The 16933-nt window shown below is 55.2% G+C and carries 15 protein-coding genes; 8 read left to right on the forward strand and 7 right to left on the reverse strand.

All coding sequences use genetic code 11. From position 1 onward, the window contains the following. Positions 1-348 precede the first annotated feature (348 nt). The 3 genes from ACR0BF_RS13755 (at position 349) to ACR0BF_RS13765 (ending at position 2730) form a co-directional block, all read left to right on the forward strand. Entirely contained in the window at positions 349-873 is a 525-nt protein-coding gene (locus ACR0BF_RS13755; protein WP_480554851.1) for an RNA polymerase sigma factor, read from the forward strand. Continuing rightward, positions 870-1607 carry an anti-sigma factor gene (locus tag ACR0BF_RS13760; protein ID WP_480605561.1) on the forward strand — a complete coding sequence of 246 codons (738 nt, stop codon included), beginning with the start codon at positions 870-872 and terminating at the stop codon, positions 1605-1607. The genes ACR0BF_RS13755 and ACR0BF_RS13760 overlap by 4 nt, the downstream gene beginning before the upstream one ends. 64 nt (positions 1608-1671) lie before the next feature. Next, positions 1672-2730, forward strand: coding sequence for a helix-turn-helix domain-containing protein (locus ACR0BF_RS13765; protein WP_480625122.1), 1059 nt, complete (start codon positions 1672-1674; stop codon positions 2728-2730). Positions 2731-2772: 42 nt separating this feature from the next. Here the strand turns inward: ACR0BF_RS13765 and ACR0BF_RS13770 are convergent, their stop codons facing one another. From ACR0BF_RS13770 to ACR0BF_RS13790, 5 genes are all read right to left on the reverse strand, one after another. After that, the gene (locus ACR0BF_RS13770) at positions 2773-4077 is read right to left on the reverse strand and encodes a UDP-glucose dehydrogenase family protein (RefSeq protein ID WP_480625123.1); all 1305 of its coding nucleotides are present in this window, start codon (positions 4075-4077) and stop codon (positions 2773-2775) included. A 381-nt stretch (positions 4078-4458) separates the two neighbouring features. Further along, entirely contained in the window at positions 4459-5523 is a 1065-nt protein-coding gene (locus tag ACR0BF_RS13775) for a DUF2793 domain-containing protein (protein ID WP_480625124.1), read from the reverse strand. A 174-nt stretch (positions 5524-5697) separates the two neighbouring features. Beyond that, positions 5698-7137, reverse strand: a complete 1440-nt coding sequence (locus ACR0BF_RS13780) for a mannose-1-phosphate guanylyltransferase/mannose-6-phosphate isomerase (RefSeq protein ID WP_480625125.1) — start codon at positions 7135-7137, stop codon at positions 5698-5700. A gap of 71 nt (positions 7138-7208) precedes the next feature. Next, the gene (gene galU / locus ACR0BF_RS13785) at positions 7209-8102 is read right to left on the reverse strand and encodes a UTP--glucose-1-phosphate uridylyltransferase GalU (RefSeq protein WP_480519762.1); all 894 of its coding nucleotides are present in this window, start codon (positions 8100-8102) and stop codon (positions 7209-7211) included. Positions 8103-8744: 642 nt separating this feature from the next. Next, on the reverse strand, positions 8745-9980 hold the full coding sequence (locus tag ACR0BF_RS13790; RefSeq protein ID WP_480625126.1) for a lytic murein transglycosylase: 1236 nt from the start codon (positions 9978-9980) through the stop codon (positions 8745-8747). 185 nt (positions 9981-10165) lie between these two features. On the opposite strand from ACR0BF_RS13790, the gene ACR0BF_RS13795 reads away from it, so the two are divergent. From ACR0BF_RS13795 to ACR0BF_RS13810, 4 genes are read left to right on the forward strand one after another with little or no spacing between them, the layout of a single operon-like run. Next, entirely contained in the window at positions 10166-11125 is a 960-nt protein-coding gene (locus ACR0BF_RS13795) for a cytochrome ubiquinol oxidase subunit II family protein (RefSeq protein WP_480605574.1), read from the forward strand. Then, positions 11122-13212, forward strand: coding sequence for a cbb3-type cytochrome c oxidase subunit I (locus ACR0BF_RS13800; protein WP_480625127.1), 2091 nt, complete (start codon positions 11122-11124; stop codon positions 13210-13212). Before ACR0BF_RS13795 ends, ACR0BF_RS13800 begins: the two co-directional genes overlap by 4 nt. Beyond that, complete coding sequence (locus ACR0BF_RS13805; protein ID WP_480554863.1) at positions 13209-13841, forward strand: cytochrome c oxidase subunit 3; 633 nt, start codon at positions 13209-13211, stop codon at positions 13839-13841. Before ACR0BF_RS13800 ends, ACR0BF_RS13805 begins: the two co-directional genes overlap by 4 nt. Continuing rightward, positions 13834-14160: a cytochrome o ubiquinol oxidase subunit IV gene (locus tag ACR0BF_RS13810; protein ID WP_480554864.1), complete on the forward strand. Its 327-nt coding sequence runs from the start codon at positions 13834-13836 to the stop codon at positions 14158-14160. Before ACR0BF_RS13805 ends, ACR0BF_RS13810 begins: the two co-directional genes overlap by 8 nt. Before the next feature lie 75 nt (positions 14161-14235). On the opposite strand, the gene ACR0BF_RS13815 is transcribed toward ACR0BF_RS13810, so the two are convergent. Further along, the gene (locus ACR0BF_RS13815; RefSeq protein ID WP_480519774.1) at positions 14236-14937 is read right to left on the reverse strand and encodes a GntR family transcriptional regulator; all 702 of its coding nucleotides are present in this window, start codon (positions 14935-14937) and stop codon (positions 14236-14238) included. Between the two features lie 67 nt (positions 14938-15004). Here ACR0BF_RS13815 and ACR0BF_RS13820 point away from each other — a divergent pair, with 67 nt between their 5' ends. Then, positions 15005-15553: a HutD/Ves family protein gene (locus ACR0BF_RS13820; protein ID WP_480625128.1), complete on the forward strand. Its 549-nt coding sequence runs from the start codon at positions 15005-15007 to the stop codon at positions 15551-15553. Here ACR0BF_RS13820 and ACR0BF_RS13825 read toward each other — a convergent pair. Continuing rightward, positions 15550-16914, reverse strand: coding sequence for a formimidoylglutamate deiminase (locus tag ACR0BF_RS13825; protein ID WP_480625129.1), 1365 nt, complete (start codon positions 16912-16914; stop codon positions 15550-15552). The genes ACR0BF_RS13820 and ACR0BF_RS13825 overlap by 4 nt on opposite strands. Positions 16915-16933: the final 19 nt, after the last annotated feature.

Below are 16933 nucleotides of genomic sequence, written 5' to 3' on the forward strand. Positions count from 1 at the left end.
CTGCGGCAGACCAACCCATCCCAACATCCAAACACGCTAAATAAGACCTAACCACCAAACCCGCAACCAATACCAAATACTCAAGCAATCCATAACCGCAATCGAACGGCTTATGTGCTTTGGAACACCATGCCTTTGGTCGAAACCAATACAACTGCCGCAAATGGCCAGTATCCAACACCCAGTTGGTTGCAGAAACAGGCGCTGCAACAATTACAGACGCAAACGTGACTGCTTGGAGCAGGAGTTTCGTTTCATTTCACTGCTAAATATGGCAATTCTGCCCTTGCGGGTCCGATCCGCGATTGAGAAACACAAGCAGGTCGCGATCATTCGATGAGAGCTGAGATGACTTCTGAACAAGCCGTCCGCGATGCGGTTCAGACGCATTCGAAGCGTGTCTGGCGGTTTGCGCTGGCATTATCGGGTGCCTCGGATGTAGCCGACGATTTGTTGCAGGCCACATGTTTGCGCGCGCTTGAACGACATCATCAGGTGACGTCGCATAACCGTCTGGACAGCTGGTTGATGACAATCTGCCGGTCGATCTGGCTGAATGAGCTGCGTTCGCGGTCGGTTCGGAACGCGCAGGCGCTGTCGGTGACCCCCGAAGCGGATCTGGTTGCAACGGGACCAGACACAGAAACGAATATTTTCGCGGCTGAAGTGTTTAATCAAGTGATGCAGTTGCCTGAGGCACAGCGCGAAGCGGTAATGCTCGTCTTCGTTGAGGGGTACAGTTATCGCGAAGCAGCTGCCTTGTTGGAGGTTCCAATTGGCACGATCATGAGCCGGCTTTCGAATGCCCGGCAGAAACTTAAAACCGTGATGCAGATTGATGCAGCGGACACCGCGCGACGGAGTGGCAAATGACGTTTTCCGACGAGACGCTTCTAGCGTATCTGGAAGGCAGCCTGGACGAGGCTCAGACCCGCGCTATTGAGGCTGCGGTTGAAGATGACGCTACGTTGGAACATCGTCTGATGGCGCTGGATCCGTTTGCGCTAGTTGTTCGGGGCGTTTTTGAGAACCTGCCCGCTGAAGCGCCGAAGGTGGACCTGCCGGAAAAAACGACGCGGCCCGGCATTAACGGGTTTCTGCGTCTTGTTGCGGTGGCTGCCAGCGCGGCGTTTGCAGCCGTCGCCGTAACATTCTGGGCCACCCGGCCAGCAGATTTAAGCTGGGCCCAGCAGGCCGCGATCTATCAATCACTTTACGTGCCGGAAACGATTGCATCGCTGGACAGTTCGGACGCGTCGCTGGCCAAGCAATTTGCAATGGCCGAAGCTGAGTTAGGACGATCGCTGAATCAGGACATACTGGAAGCACTGCCAGGGTTGGAGCTGAAGCGTGCGCAGGTTCTTTCATTCAAAGGCAAGCCCTTGATCCAAGTGGTTTTTGCTGATGATCAGGGTCGACCACTTGCCTTCTGTGTTATTCGCCAAGGACCGAATGCCCCAAGTACCGACGTCCAACTATCGGTCTTGAGCGGTTTGGCAACTGCAAAGTGGGAGCAAGGCGGTTATGGATATATGCTGTTGGGCAGTTCCCCGCATACGGATTTAAGCGCTGAACTGGAAGTGTTGACCCGTACATTCTCGGGCTGATGGAAAACCCTTGTGAACAGTTGCAAATGCCCGAAGAATGCCGGGTATGACGTCGAAGAAAACCATGCCCCTTCCAGAAGACGAGGTCGATGATCTTGGCCCAGCCAGTATCTATGACGGCGATCCGGCAGAAGAGGACGACCCTTGGTTTTTGCCCCCGGACCAGGACGTGGAGGAAGATTTCTTTCTGCCTGGTCCCCGATCAGATCAGCGCCCGTTGTTCGATCCGCGCGATTGGCATTCGGCACAATCAGAATTGTCGGCAGAGCTTGCTGATCTTGCCCTGACCTTTGGCGCTCTGGATGAGCGGCTGCGTTCGGGGCCTGAGGGGTGGACGCACCGTTTGGCACTTATGGAAACGTCCGATCTGGGGTGGTGGACAGGGGATCGGGTCAGCGTAGACCGCCTGGCTTTGTGGACGGGTCTGAGGATCGGCGCGACCCACGATGACGTGCAGGCGCTGTTTCGGGCAGGTTGGGCCGTGCGCCGTCTGAGCTCAGGCGCAGGCCCGGCTACAGGCGGGTGGGAAAGCGGGTTGACAGCGTTTCTCGACCGTCTGGCTCAGGGCTCTGGTGCGACGCCCGAAGCGATCGTTGATCTGGCCGAAGTCATGCAGAATGCTGAAAGGTTGCACCCAGTAACACAATCGGCGATCGCGTTTCATGCTTGGCGAGCTATATCGCAGGGCGTCGGACACGACACCGAGGCGGCAATCATCGCAGCGCGGCACGCGGCTTCGATGGGGCGCGGCGGCGCAACGTTCATGCCACTGGCGCTGTCTGGTCCGGGTGCGTTGCGCGGAACGGGTGGGCCGACGGAAAAGTTAGGGTCTTGGATACAGGGCGCCGGGCAAGCCGTTCTTGCGGCCTTGCTGCACCTCGACCGGATCAGTGCCTGGGAGGGCAAGGCGCGCGACGCAACGCATGATTTGAGCGGTCGCACCCCCCCGCGTCTGATTGATGCTCTGGCGGCGTGGCCCATGGTCTCGGCCCCGCTTGCGGAAGAACTTACCATTTCTTCGCGCGCGGCGGTTCAGCGGAATTTTGACCTGTTCACCCGGAGAGGTCTGGTGCGTGAAGTCACCGGCCAAGGCCGTTACCGGGTCTGGACTGCCGCACTATGATCCGTCAACCACTTGAAGATGCGTGCGGCGGGAAGCACGCTTTCAGCGCCCAACGCCGACATAGGTGTCAAATCCTGACTTCAGCGCCGTAGTTTTCGAGTAGATGTTGCGCAGGTCAACCATCCTGGCTGATTTCATTGACGCCGCAATTTCGGAAAGGTTCAGCGCGCGGAATTCATTCCATTCCGTCAGCAGCACAACAACATCCGCGCCCCGCGCGGCGATATACGGATCGTCGCACCATTCGACGCCCGGCAAGAGCGCCTCCCCTTCAGATTTTCCCTGTGGGTCAACAACACGCACCTTTGCGCCTCCGCCTATTAGGGCGGGGACGATGGACAGTGATGGTGCGTCGCGCATATCGTCTGTGTTTGGTTTGAACGTAACACCCAGAACTGCCACGGTCTTGCCGTTGAAATGATCGTCACATGCGTCACGAATTTTCTCGATCATCCGCTTCTTGATTTCGTCATTAACGCGGATGACGGTCTCGGTGATCTGCATTGGATGCGCGTGGTCCTGCCCGATCCGCGCCAACGCGGCCGTGTCTTTTGGAAAACATGAACCACCGTAGCCGGGTCCTGCATGCAGAAATTTGTTGCCGATCCGCCCGTCAAGGCCGATGCCGCGCGCAACTTCTTTAACATCCGCGCCAACTTTTTCGCACAGTCCTGCGATTTCATTGATGAAGGTGATCTTGGTCGCCAAAAACGCGTTGGCGGCGTATTTAATCATCTCGGCACTTTCCAGATCGGTGGTCAGGATCGGGAAGTCGCGCAGATACAGAGGGCGGTAAATTTCTGCCATCACCTCGGCAGCGCGGTCATTTTCGACGCCGACCACAACGCGGTCCGGGCGCATGAAATCGTCTATTGCCGCGCCTTCGCGAAGGAATTCAGGGTTCGAAGCCACGTCAAATTCGGCCAGGGGGTTAGCGGCCTTGACTGTTTCCTGCACTTTTCGGTTTGTTCCGACGGGCACAGTCGATTTTGTGACGATAACGGTATACCCGGTGACAGCCTGAGCGATTTCTTCCGCCGCTGCCATCACATAGGTCAGATCCGCATGGCCGTCTCCACGCCGGGTTGGCGTTCCAACCGCAATAAAGATAGCATCCGCGCCGTCCACTGCGGCTGCAAGATCGGTAGTGAAGCTCAGGCGGCCAGCCGCGACGTTTCGCGCCATCAGCACGTCCAGACCCGGTTCATAAATTGGCACCTGTCCGGCTTTGAGCATATCGATCTTCTGCTCAGCCTTATCAACGCAAATCACATCATGACCGAAGTCCGAGAAACACACACCGGAAACAAGCCCCACATACCCGGTGCCGATCATTGCAATGCGCATCTGCCAAATCCTTTTGTACCAATTACTATCAACGGCGCGGGCACAATCGAAGAATCCAGCGCCGGTTTCAATGATTTACAGGTATGGTTGCTGAGTTCCCATGTTTTCTTGTTGTTTTTGAGGCAATATGCGCGGGAACAGAGTTTTTACAATCCGTCGTGCTGCGCAGAACTTGTTGAATCACGTCCATTGTCAGCTGAAAAGATACAATTCTGGGCATGGACCAGTAATAAACAGCCAGTAAGCGGGCGGTGTTGCGCCGCCCACTTTTCGCCCGGAGCAAGGCGGCTGTAGCGGGTCCAATGGAATTGGCGATTGCTATAGAAATAGACCGACGACGCAAAAAAACCGCCCGAACCACAGTTCAGGCGGCAGCTGTGCTCAGAACCAGCGCCCTATGGCGATGACACTTGGTGAAAAAGCCGCTGTATCCGAAGTTACAGAGAGGGCTTTGCACGTGGCTTGAGTGTTTCCGGGCACATCAAACCCGATGAAACGATTATTTGCTCCAGCGCTGCCACTAACGCTTGGCGCAGAGGAAAATGGCGCTGGGTAGTTCCACGTCATTGCAGTGCTTGCGAACAATACGCCTTCAACGGCCGTGCATGCGACAGGAAGCAACGCGGCGGTGCAGATCAGGGTTCCATCGGCAAAACGTGTAAATTCGCCATTGGTGTTACTTCCGCGCTCTATGACCGCACCGGTTGGTATACCGCCAACTTCTGATACCGACCCCAGAAGGTTACCCGGCCCATAACCGTAGTCGGCACGCATCAAGCGACCCGAAGTGGTATCCGTCGCATCGCCCTGAACAGCCGCACCAGCCGCTGTTCCGGTCGCGGGGTCAAAAGTCAGAGCTTCCGTCCAGGTACCTCCGTCAGGGGACACTTTGATTGAAAACCCCGTACTTCCGGATAACCCCATTTCAGCGTGACCGGTCCAGTTCGACTGAAACACCAGCGATGCTGTATCGCTGGCACCCGCCTTGTTGATCTTCAGCTGATGCCCGCCGCCCTCATGGCTCAGAAGCGTGGCCGGGCTTCGGACAGACAAGCGATTCGTAGCGTCCGAACTTGTTGCCACCCCAACACCATTCAGGTTTTGAGTATTGACGGGCAAGGGCAGCCAGTCAGACCCATTCCAGAACTTCAGTTCACCAGTGGCCTCGTCCCAGGCGCGCCAGCCCGCATACGGGGTCAAGAAATGCCAGGCGTTGTCCAGCCATGCGGCAAGCTCTCCTGCATGTCCGGCCCAGTCCCCGGTGGGGGTGACGCCCAGAGCATGGATATCACCCTGCTCGGGGACAACGGGCGGGGTGCTGGCATTGGTCGTCTGAACTGTTAGCTGAACGACCAAATCAAGCTGTCGCAGTGCCTCGTTGTGGGTGACGTGCTTTTGAGCCTGCGAAGGTTGTAGAAAAGGCAGGCGCAATCTGGGTGAGGTCATTGACACGAGGGTCCTCCTGTGGCTGTCGGTCCGAAAGTTGGTTGCGCGCCACTCTGCCGTAAGGCGCGTCAATCCCGTCTGACCTGGCCGACCGCACAGGAAATAATCTGTTAACTTGAGTGTCCCCGGGGACAAGCCGACCCGAGTATGGCCTATGGAAAACTATGTCGCCGCTTAGTCCCGGGCATAGATGTCTTCATATCGAATGATGTCATCTTCGCCTAAATAGGTGCCGGTCTGCACTTCGATCAAAACCATGGGAACTTTGCCGGGGTTCTCCATCCGGTGCACGGCACCCAGCGGGATATAGACAGACTGGTTTTCGCTGACCAACCGTTCCTGATCATCGATTGTGACCTTGGCGGTGCCCTCAACCACAATCCAATGCTCGGACCGATGGTGATGGGACTGCAGGCTGAGTGAAGCGCCAGGATGTACATGGATTCGTTTGACCTGAAATCTGTCACCGATCACGAGGCTCTCAAACCAGCCCCAGGGGCGGTGATCGACCGGAAGCGTATCTGCCTGTTTGGCCCCCTTAGCCTTTAAGGCAGCGACAGCCTGCTTGACGTCCTGGGCTTTGTCCATGCTAGCAACCAGCACAGCATCCGGCATCGCAACTGCGATAATGTTCTCAAGCCCCATTGCCACCACTTCCTGAGCTGGCGATTCTGATCGTATCAGAACGTTGCAGCAGTCGATTGTGGTTACTTCCCCATTTGTCGCGGTGCCGTTTTCATCAGGGTTTGACAATTCTTGAACAGCCGTCCAACTTCCAACATCCGACCAACCTGCGGAATACGGAACCACGCTGAGGTTGGGAGCTTTTTCCATGACCGCATAGTCGATCGATATGTCATCGACGTCAGCCCAAGCTGAAGGATCCAATCTCAGGAACCCCAAATCTGTCTTGGCGCTGTCGACGGCCTTTTGGACAGGTGCAACAAGGGTGCTAGCGTACTTTTCATATGCGGCAACGATGTCACGTGCCGCAAACAGGAAGATGCCGGAATTCCACAGGTAACTGCCATCTTTCACCATCGCCTGCGCCGCTTCCAGATCCGGTTTCTCCACGAACCGATCCAGGCGAACTGCACCCTCGGACGCGTCTGGGGCGTCGTTCAGCTTTAAGTAACCATACCCGGTTTCGGGCCGAGTGGGCGTGATGCCAAATGTCACCAGATCGCCTCGTTCGGCAATTGCGCGCACGCCTATGTCGACTGCCTGATGAAAAGCCGCCTTGTTTGGAAGCACATGATCTGAAGGTGCAACCAGCATGATGGCATCCGGATCACGTAAGGCAAGGTACAACGCAGCCGCCAGTACGGCAGGGGCCGTGTTGCGCCCTTCAGGCTCAATCAGGATCGGGCCGGGGGCGATCCCCACAGCTGTCAACTGTTCAGGGACAATAAACCGAAAGGCATCGTTGGTTAGAACCAGTGGTTTGGCATAGGGCGCATGCGAGGGCCCAAGCATCCGGTCGGCACAATCTTGTAAAAGACTGGTTTTGCCGACAAGTGGGACGAATTGCTTGGGATAGCTTTTGCGCGACAGGGGCCATAAACGCGTTCCTGAACCACCACACAGGATGACTGGATAGACCGTTCTGTTCATACGCGTGCCCCTGAATTGCTGATGACCAACGATATTTTTCAGTTCTTTTTGTGGAATGAGTGATCCCTTGGCTACTGGGCCGCTTTTCCAGTTGCAACGATGTCATTCAGATACTGGCTCAGGTCATCACGCAGGTCGTCACGGGCAAGGGCAAAGGAAACGGTTGCTTGCAGAAAACCGGATTTTGAGCCGCAGTCGAAACGCTGCCCGTCGAACTTGTAGCCAAAAACGGGCACGCCGGATGCGATATCTTCGGCGATTGCATCAGTCAGTTGGATTTCACCGCCGCTTCCGGTTTTCATTGCGTTCAGGTTGTTCAACACGGAAGGTCGAAGAATATAGCGCCCGATAACGGCCAAATTGGATGGCGCTTTCGATGGTTCAGGCTTTTCAACCATGCTCTTGGCCGGAATGACCGGGCCGATACTGTCGACAACATCCAGCACGCCATACGAACTTGTCTTTTCTGGCGGAACCTCCATCGTTGCCACCATGTTGCCGCCCGTTTCCTCATAGGCTTCGACCATTTGTTGCAGACATGGTTTGTCTGCAGCAATCACATCGTCAGGCAACATAACGGCAAAAGGTTCATCGCCTATCAAGCGGCGCGCGCACCAAACGGCGTGGCCCAGACCCAAGGCTTTGTGTTGGCGGATATAGGCGATCGCGCCGCTTTCCATATTGGTCTTGTTCAGGATATCGAGAAGCTTGTTTTTCCCTTTGGCCATTAGTTCCTGTTCGAGGACGAGGTTATGGTCAAAGTAATCTTCAAGCGCGGATTTCCCGCGAGACGTCACAAAGATGAACTCTTTGATCCCAGCGGCGCGGGCTTCATCGATTGCATATTGCACCAGGGGGCGGTCCACCAACGTCATTATCTCTTTCGGAACGGACTTGGTTGCCGGCAAAAACCGGGTTCCCATTCCCGCCACTGGAAAAACTGCTTTGGTGACTTTGCGTGTCATGGTGCCTCTCAAATCAAAACTTGGCCAGTAAAACAGAAAACATCCGGAATGTCCTCTTAGTCTTCAAAACCGTGTCAATCAATCATGCCCAGTGTGCCGGCTGTTATTGACCAAATCGTGCCACCTTGGTCCAGACGAGTCAAAAGCCGACTCCGTTGTTTCCTGTATACAAGGCCCGAACGACAGTTCCCAGCGACCCTTCCCTTACAACTCTGTGCCAAAATCTGGCGACGATTTGTCGATCACGGAAAGTTGATATTTTGGAGCAGCATCACTTGACTTGAAAAGCCCCCGAACGGAGTTCCGCGTGCCTTTCTTTGGATGGGCATATCGCCTTGTTATGACAAGTAGTTTTGGACTGCGCGGTCAAAAAGAACTCAGATGGAAGGGATTGCGTAACTGGAATTAACACGGCTCACTTAGTCGCAAGTTGCGTCAAGTAACGTGTCTTAAGGGCACAAGTAACCCGTCGGCAAACATCCGAGCTTCTTGGAAATACATGATCTGACGCATCAAGTCCGTTTTTGAAAGAGCAACAATATGGTCGAAATCATTAAGATTGATGATAAATGCGGTCTGTTGCGACCGGCGATAAGATGCTTAAGCAAGTCGAGAGCGACCGTTCAACGCATGCTTGGTGCCTTATCGGGCCAGTTTCGTTGTCATCGAGGCTTCAGGAAAGCAGGTAGGTGCAACACCCATCGTTTCCTGCCATCTGCCTATTGATCGGCGGGTTTTGAAACCTGGCAAGCCGTCAACGCCTCCGACATCGTACCCCAAGCTTTCCAGCGCGCCCTGCATCTTTGCGATGTCAGAACGGTAAAAACCGCCGACCTTGCCCCACCGCCCTGCAAAATCGTCGCTTTCAAATTGGATTCTGTCACCGACATGGCCGACGAACAAAGCATACAGATCGCTTTTGTTGTATTCCTTCAGAACGTAAAAATTTGGAGTGACAAGAAAAGCAGGACCAAATCGTCCTGCTGGCATCATCAGGTAACCTACCCCCTTCATCTCGTGGGCTGGAAAAGGTTTGCCAGAGACCCGGTTTATGCCCATCGCTTCCCACTGCTGAATTGACTGCCCCTGGTCGGGTCCTTCCAATGTACATGAAACGGTTGCCGGCACAGACACTTCGAAACCCCAGTCACGCCCGGCGATCCAGCCGTGCTTTTTCAGGTAGTTGCCAATCGAAGTGATTGTATCATCGGATGACCCCCAGATATCGACCTGTCCATCGCCGTTGCCATCTGCGGCGTAATCCAAATAGCTTGATGGCATGAACTGGGGTTGCCCTAACGCGCCTGCCCAACTGCTTTTCATTTGCCGGGCTGGCAGGGGCCCCGCTTCTGCGATTTGCAGAGCTGCGATAAGCTCGGCCGTGAAGTATTCCGCGCGTGTGCTCATGAATGCCTTGGTCGACAGAACCCTGAACGCATCATGGCGGATTGGCACCTGCCCATAGCCGCTTTCTCTGCCCCAGATTGCCAGAATGATACGAGCAGGAACGCCAGTATTGCTTTCGACTTTGGCAAGAATCGCAGAGTGTTGCTTTGCCATCCTGCGCCCGACAGACGTTGCACCCTGAATTGACCCCGTATTGAAATACCGGCTGGGCGAGCCAAATTCGGCTTGTTTTTGCGCCTTGGGCGTTTTGCGTTTATGCCCGGGCGGAACCAGATCCGGCAGGCCCCAGTTCAGAGTAACACCGGAAAACGCCTGTTGCAGTGTGTTGCGTGAAACACCTTTGGCCTGCGCCTTGGGCCAGATCGTCTCCAACAGCCACGACTGAAACTGGCGTTCAATTGCTGCACGATCCTGTGCCAGTGCGGTCTGGGACAGAAGGATCAATCCTAGAGTGACAAGCAAAGTACGCATTGACGATTTTTCTGTCCCGACTGGCCTTGCAAGTCAACGGGAAGATGCCGCGCGACCCGTCGCTGTTTATACCCAAAGTTGAAAGAAAGCTGAGGATGGCAATTTGTGGTTCGGAAAACTCTTGAGAAATTTCACCCACTTGCCGATAGTTGGATGGGATCGAGATGAGGAGAGGACAGTCAGCTGTGGCACAAGTCGTTTCGTCCAATCCATCCTTGCTCAGACTTGCCGCTGTGTTCCTGTTGATCGCTTCGGTGCAACCAGCTTTGGCCAGCGACAGCTTTATGGACCCGCAAGGCCCGATAGCGGTAGTTCAGAAAACGCATTTGCTTCGCGCGACCGTATTGATCCTGTTGGCCGTTATCCCGGTACTGGTGCTGGTCCCGATAATAGCGTTTCGGTATCGCCGCCGAAGCAACCGCATTGCGCCTTACGCACCGAATTGGGATTTCTCGGCCAAGCTGGAATTTGTCATGTGGGGCGTGCCTGTAATAATCGTGGCCCTGCTGTCCTTTTATCTTTGGCAGGCGACGCATCGGCTTGACCCGTATTCGGCACCGTTTGGTGAGGATCCGGCGCTGCGGGTTCAGGTTGTCGGTCTGGATTGGAAATGGCTGTTTCTGTACCCCGATCTCGGGATCGCCACAGTGGGAGAGTTTGGAATTCCGACAAAGCGGCAAATTGCATTGTCGCTGACGACCGATACCGTAATGCAGTCTTTTATGATACCCGCGCTGGCTGGGCAGATTTATGCGATGCCGGGCATGACCACCCAGTTACATCTTGTCGCGGATGCGCCGGAAGTGATGCAGGGCGAAAACACTCAGTACAACGGACGGGGCTTTACCAAGCAGAAGTTCCGCACTATCGCAATGAGTGGTGAGGATTTCGACGCTTGGGTCGAAAAAGTGCGTAACAACAGCATCCAACTAGATAAGGCAAACTATCGGAAACTGGCCATGCGGACTGACAGGGATGAAGTTCAGGCCGCTTTGGGAACATCTCGGATGCCGGATGATGCGCTCTACTTCACAATAGAAGACGACCTGTTCCGGAATATCCTGAGCCGCTACCACAGCGGTCAGCCTTTACCGATCGAGCTACAGCCTGGAACTGCATCATTTGGGCAGGAGGCGCAAAAATGACGCCGACCGAGACGGGTTTCTTCGGGCGTCTGAGTTGGGACGCTCTTCCGATTGCCGGGTTGATCCAGAACCCAAATACTAATGAGATCGTGGCCAATACAGCCGCAGCTGTTGTGATTATTGGCGTTGTTGTTGTCGTAGGATTGCTGAGCTGGTTTCGTCTGTGGACACCCCTGTGGCGCGATTGGCTGACCAGCGTCGATCACAAGAAGATCGGTGTCATGTATATCGTCTTTGCCATCGTGATGCTGGCACGCGGTGTGCTTGAAGGCGTTGTCATGCGCGCGCAGCAGGCTTCCGGGCCCGGCGACGGTTTCCTCGAAGCCGAACATTTTGCCGAGCTTTTCAGCACTCACGGCACAATCATGGTCTTCTTTGTTGCCGTTCCCTTTGTCTTTGGTGTTGCGAATTACATTGTCCCGCTGATGATCGGCGCGCGCGATGTGGCATTCCCGCAACTAAACCAGATTAGTCTGGGCCTTACGGTTTCGTCAGGCATGATGCTGATGGTGTCGCTGGTGATTGGAGAGTTTTCGACCGGCGGCTGGACAGCCTATCCACCGTATACCGGCGCAACGTTCAATCCCGGTGTTGGACCGGATTACTGGATCTGGGCAATCGTTGTTTCGGGCATTGGCACCTCACTGACCGGTATCAATTTTGCTGTAACGATCTACAAGTTGCGCGCGCCGGGCATGACGTTCATGCGGCTGCCGATGTATTGCTGGACAATCATTTGCAGTTCGATCTTGATCGTCTTTGCTATGCCGCCTTTGAGTGTCGCCGCGCTGATGCTTGCCGCTGATCGCTATCTTGATTTCCACTTTTTCACAAACGACCTCGGTGGCAACATGATGAACTATGCCAATCTGTTTTGGCTGTTCGGCCACCCCGAGGTTTACCTGCTGGTTTTGCCTGCTTATGGCATCTATTCCGAGGTGTTTGCGACCTTCTCGGCCAAACGGCTTTATGGCTACAACTCGCTTGTCATCGCGACCATGTCGATCGCCGTGTTGTCGTTCACAGTCTGGCTGCACCACTTTTTCACCATGGGTCAAAGCGCGCTGATCAACGCGGTGTTTGGTATCGCGACCATGCTGATTGCCATCCCAACCGGCGTGAAAGTCTATGACTGGATGGCGACGTTGTGGCGGGGACGCATTCGGTTCTCGGTGCCGATGCTTTATGGGTTGTCATTTTTGATGCTGTTTGCCATCGGCGGGCTGAGCGGCGTGATCCTGGCAAATCCAACCGTAGACTACCAGGTTCACAATACGCTGTTTTTGGTAGCTCATTTCCACAACGCGTTATTGCCTGGCGTGTTGTTCGGATTGTTGGCGGCATACAATTACTGGTTCCCCAAGGCCTTTGGATTCCGACTGAACGAATTCTGGGGCCGGGTTTCTGTTTATTGCTGGACCGGGGGGTTTTTGCTGACATTCATGCCTCTCTACTTCGTCGGGCTGTTGGGCATGCCGCGCCGATCTTTCAGCTATAGCGATCCGTCTTTCCACCCTTTCATGATCGTGGCCATCATCGGAGCGATTGTTATTACTTGTGGATTGTTCTCGATCCTGATCCAGCTATGGGTCAGCATTCGTGACCGCGACCAAACCCGTGTTCCGGTTGGGGATCCCTGGGATGGTCGCACATTGGAATGGTCTATCCCTTCACCGCCTCCCGCTTATAACTTTGCGATCATCCCCAAGGTTTCGGATCGGGATGAGTTCACGGCACAGAAGGCAAAAGGAACGGCCTATCCAACACCAGACGCTTATGAAGATATCGAACTGCCCCGAAACACGGGAATTGGCTTTGTTCTGTGCGTTCTCAGTGGCATATGGATGTTTGCGCTGGTCTGGTGGATCTGGTGGCTTGCGGCGTTAATGACGGTTTTGATGATCCTTGTGGTGATCATCTGGACATTCGATGACAGTACAGAACTCACCATCCCAGCGGAAGAGGTGCGAAGGGACCACGAAGCCTGGCTGGCATTGGTCCACAGCGAAGCGGCGGTTGATCGCGATTATGAAACTTCTCCGGAAAACCGCGGCCTTGCCCGCCCGGATCTGGAGGTGGCGACATGAAGCGCGCGCCCACTCACAGCTATCCCGGTATCAATCTAGGGGAACATCACGCCAGTGCCCACAAGGCAACCGAGGTTGTCACCTTTGGGTTCTGGGTCTTCTTGATGAGCGATCTGGTCTATTTTGGCCTGATGTTTGCGATTTACATAACGATGATCGATGCGCAGGCAGGTGGCCCCGGCCCGCACGAGTTGTTTGATCTGAAAAGTGTCTTTGCGCAGACCATGATACTGCTGACCAGCAGCCTGACAGTGGGTCTTGCCATGCTGGCGTTGAAGTACAATCTGCCGCGCGGTCGCATTGTCTTATGGTTTGGCGTCACTCTTGCGCTTGGGCTTGGTTTTCTGGTGCTTGAAGTGCGTGACTTCATGGCTATGGCGGATAAAGGCGGCATTCCGCAGCGCAGCGGTTTTCTGTCGGCTTTTTTCGGGTTGGTCCCACTGCATGGTCTGCACGTTGCGACTGGATGCCTTTGGTTGATCGTTTTGGGTATCCAGCTGCGCGTCAAGGGTATGACGGATGTGGTTATCTCGCGCGTGGTGCGACTGGCGTTGTTCTGGCATTTTCTCGATCTGATCTGGATTGGGATCATTACCATCGTGTATTTCGGAGGTCTGACCTATGGATAAGCGCTCTGAAATGCATCGTCGCGAGCGTCGGCGCTATGTGATCGGGTATGGTGGCTCGCTGTTGCTGACCTTGGCGATGTTTGGCGTGGCGCAGGTTTATGGGATTGAAACGGTTGGTGTTTACCTGACCATCGGGTTGCTTGGATTGGCACAGCTTGTGTTGCAGCTTGTCTACTTCCTACATATCGACCGTCGGCGCAGCAGCCGCGAAGATCTGCACCTGGTGCTGTTTTCGACATTGGTTCTGATGATCATGATCCTTGGCACCATCTGGGTTCTGGGCAGTCTGGCCACCCGAATGCATATGCACTTGATGTAGTGCGTACTTGAAACAAGCGGGGGTAGCGGATCGAGATTTTGGCATTCGGCGGGATCACCAATAACGAATACGGCCTCAGTACGTAGTCCGCATTTGATAACCCTGATGAAAGGTCATGCGCACAAAGGTGACCGGGGTTTTTCGAAACCACGTTGTCCGCTCCAACTGGAACAAAGGGGTGCCGGGCGGAACGGAAAGAAAATCCTGAAGCGGACCGGTTGCCGGAACAGCTGAGAATGCAATTTCCGCGTTCGAAAAAGGAACCTCGGCCAGCAACCATTCGTTAGGACCGGTGGTCAGAAAGTCTTCATCCATGACGTGCGGTACTGCGGCGGTATTGATCCATCGTTCCTCGTACTGGAAGGGGCGGTTGTCGGCATGGTGCATACAGCGCAAATGCAGAATTTGCGTACCCTCGGGCAGTCCGAGTTTGGCTTGCAGCCATGCCGGACAATCTATCAGCGTACGGTTGACCAACGCATATCGGTATTCGGCATTCATATCTTCAATGGTTTGCCGGACTACCGCAATAGGCAGTCGGGCTTGTTTGACCGGTGTTGTGACCACACGCGTGCCGCCTTTGCGTTTCCGTGTGACAATACCCTGATCAGCAAGTTCACGCAGAGCGCGATTGACAGTTGCACGAGCACAACCGAACTCGGCGGCAAGCTCCAGTTCGGTAGGCAGCAAGCTGCCTTGCGGCCAGATTCTGGTCTGGATGCGATTCAAAACTTCATCGCGGACATCCTGGAAGCCGACGTTTTTCTGCTCGTTCACATTGTGCTCACTATATTTTTTGAACTTATTAGTATTATGTCTAGGTTAACGGTGAGATGCAAAGAATTTGACCCAGAACCTTATCAGATTGCAGGATTGCGCGGTTACGCCATGGGCCAATGGTGGCGGTGTAACTACCGAACTTGCCGCGAAGCGGGTCGGCGAGCACGTCGCCTGGCGTATTAGTGTGGCCCGGATCGATCGGGATGGGCCATTTTCCCGATTTCCAGGGATGTCGCGCGTACACACGATCATCGAAGGGGCAGGGCTTGATTTGCTCGGCGATAGCGGCGTTTTAACGGCACGCCCTTTGCTGCCGCTTTCGTTCGACGGGGCGCTCGCGCTGAATGCGCGGCTGTTGGACGGGCCGTGTCGTGCGTTCAATGTGATCTACGATCCAAAGGACGTCGTTGTGGTAGTGAACGTTTTTGCAAATGATCAGGAATTCGAGGGGGCGGCGGGCGAGTTTATCTTTGTCGCCTCGGGAATGGCCCATATGTCAGACAAAACGCCTCTGGTGGCCGGAGACGCAATGACGCTGAACGCCGCCGTTACGGTCAGGCCCGCTGCTGGTGCCAAGATCCTTCGCGTGAGTTTCAATAAGGCCCCCAGCTAAAGCTCAGCCAGAAGCTCACCTATTGCCCGTTTGTAGTTACGCGCGACCTTGTCCCGCAGGAAGTGACGCCCGTTTTGAACCTGATGTCGGCCTGCGGACCAAAGATCAGTAACGACATTATCTTTGGCGGCAAAGACAAGACCATCCAGCAACTGCTGGGGCTGAAATGCGCAAAGGGCAGGGGCTTGGCTGTCAATGGCGACAAGATCAGCCAGCATTCCTTCGGCAATTTGCCCCGCATTGCGGCCTAGCGCCTGCGCGCCGCCAATAGCTGCGCCGCGGTAAAGGGTTTGTCCGACAGAACCTTCACCAACCACCAGCACGTTACGTGACAGGTCGCGCAGTCGTTGCGAATATTCGAGTGTGCGGAGCTCTTCGGTCATGGAAATCAACACGTTGGAGTCTGATCCCACGCCAAAAGCGCCGCCTGCATTCAAATAGACAGGGCCATTGAAAGGCCCATCGCCCAGGTTGGCTTCTGTCACCGGGCACAGACCGGCAACGGCATTGCTGTGGGCCATGGCGCGAGTCTCTTCGTCGGTCATATGGGTTGCGTGGATCAGGCACCAGTTGGAATCAACCGGGGCATTATCCAGCAGCCATTCGACCGGACGCGCGCCAAGGCCAGCCTGCACTTCCTCAACCTCTCTGGGTTGTTCAGCAATGTGGATATGGATCGGACCGGAATTTTGTGATGCCACCACCTGCGCCATATCGCGCGGACACGTGGCGCGCAGTGAATGTGGCGCGATGCCGACGCGACAGTCGTCGGGAAGATTGCCGAGCGCTTCCCGCGCCTGAGCGACAAGTTCGCAAAAACTGCCCACATCATTGCCAAAGCGTCGCTGCCCGGCCTCCAGCGGTTTTTCTCCAACTCCTGCATAGCTGTAGAGCACGGGCAGATGGGTCAGGCCAATTCCGGTCTCGGCGGCGGCGGCCATGATCCGGTCGCTGAGTTCGCAAAGTCTGTCATAGGGTTGCCCGTCCGGTTGGTGGTGCAGATAATGGAATTCCCCGACCGACGCGTACCCGGCCTCCTGCATCTCGACATAGACTTGCGCGGCGATGGCCTGAATTTGGTCAGGGCTCAGGTGGGCTGTGAAACGATACATCAGATCGCGCCAAGTCCAGAAACTGTCACGGCCAGCCAGCCGATATTCGGTCATTCCCGCCATGGCGCGCTGAAAGGCATGGCTGTGAAGGTTGCCCAAAGCGGGCAGGAGAGTGTCAACGCAGGTGTCGCCGTTTTGCGCGACCGCGTCGGTTGTCAGATGCGCGATACGACCATTCTTGATCTCGACTCGCAGGTTTTCTGCCCAGCCGGCTGCCAGAAAGGCCCGTTTTGCGAATATGACCGTCATTCCTACCTCCGGTTTTATG

The sequence above is a fragment of the Ruegeria sp. AG7 genome, assembly GCF_056541545.1.